Consider the following 1693-nt stretch of genomic DNA (forward strand, 5'->3'; position numbering starts at 1 on the left):
GTGTGCCACGGTGCCGGTTCTGCCGAGGCTGAGCTGACCGACGTTGCTGTCACCGGTCATCAGCCAGGTGCTGTCGCCGTCGATCTCGGCACGGGTGACATTGATGAAACGGCCGTCGATCTGCGCCTTGTTGCGCAGGGCGACATTCAGCCAGCCATTGGTGACGGACACCGGATCGAAGCTGACGTTGCCGATGAGGCGCGCGTCGTCCACCGCAACGTTGACATCGGTGCGCGCACTGACAATGCCGCCCTCGCGGGCAACCAGCACAAGGTTTCCATCCCCGGCAATCAGATGTGCGCCGTTTGCCACGGTGATGTCGTAGGTATTGTCGGACCTCGGCCTTACCTGGATGGCTGCACCGCGGCCCGATTGCAGGGTCGAGTTGTTGACTTCAAGCCTGAGCAACCCATTGGTGTTGCTTTCGCCCCACAACATTGCGCCTACGTTGGAGGCGACGACGCGGGAACCATTGATGATGTCCATCTGGCCTGTCATCAAGCGGACACCCAGGCCACGGAGATGTGGTTGGCCCGAAACTATGCCGTCGTCAACCTGGATGAGCGTGCCATCGATGCTTGCATGAGGTGAGCTTACCAGCGCACCTTCATGGCCTGGGTTGAGGTCGACGCCCACTAATTTGCTAGTGGTTGTGCCGTTGCTGCTGTTGACCAGCACAACGCTGTTTTCAAACAACAACGACGTGCTGGCACCAAGCACCGCAATCTGGCCATTGATCCGTGAATTGCGTGCGCTCAGCGATGCCTGGCGTGTGAGCCGGATCGCATCCGGTTGAGTGCCGACGCTGGTGACTTGGGCGCCCTCGAGTATCACCCGGGAAGTATCGCTTGCTTGGATACGTTGGGTCTGCCCGCCGTTGACCGTCAACTGCGAGCCATTGATGAGGCTCCAGGCTTCTGCCGGGTCAGCTACGCCCACCTCGGCGGCCTGGTCATCCAGATCGCCTGCCAGTACAGCACCAGCGGGGAGTGAAGCCAAAGCCAGCAGCAGGCTGCGGAACAACCGGTGCGGCGTCGGCGGGCGAGGCGAGGAAAYGACGGAGCTGAGCTTCATGGGGGATCCTTGTGTCGGGAATGTGGGAGCACGCGGCACCACGTAGGACATTCGGATCGGCTCCCGTGTCAGTCGGCTTTGCTTGAGCGGCCGTGATGGGGGCTGGATGCGAAGGAACGCGTCTCCTTTGGCCGCAGTCTGTGTGCGCAGGCGCGGCCGTCCCATGCAAAAAGTTGTAAAGCGCACTGGACACTCCGGGTGCCTTCAGCTGCCAGCCAGTAAGGCTCCAACTTCAAAAGCGCTGCAGAATTGCGGCGCGTGCAATATGCGAGGCCAGACGCGCATCAGCACGGCAGGTGCGATATTTCTCGTGGAGCCCAGCCTGTGCTCGGCGCTACAGAAGGCAGAAAGCAGAACGGCGCCGGATCTCACCGGCGCCGTTCGTGCTTACATCACCACTTGTAGGCGACACTCACGTTGGCCGTGGCCTCGCGGTAACCGTGGTCACCGCGCATCACGCCAAATCCACCCAACGCACTCAGCCCGGTGCGGAAGTCAACCCGCGCACCTGCATTCAATTCGTAGCGATTGCGCGGCACGCTGGCGTTCAGTGCTTCCTCGTCAAACGCCATGCCGTTGCTGGCGCCATCGCGGTACCAGTTCGCCACCACGTACGGGC

General features: G+C 61.6%; 1 protein-coding gene and 1 pseudogene. Both read right to left on the minus strand.

Annotation, left to right across the window (positions count from 1 at the left end; translation table 11 throughout):
* Positions 1-1074: pseudogene (locus tag AC1DCU_RS21425) on the minus strand (autotransporter outer membrane beta-barrel domain-containing protein); the annotation flags it as partial.
* Positions 1075-1466: 392 nt separating this feature from the next.
* Positions 1467-1693, minus strand: a 227-nt coding sequence (locus AC1DCU_RS21430) for an autotransporter outer membrane beta-barrel domain-containing protein (RefSeq protein ID WP_442252419.1), incomplete at its 5' end; no start/stop codon positions are given.

It is taken from the genome of Stenotrophomonas sp. 10L48, from assembly GCF_056395105.1.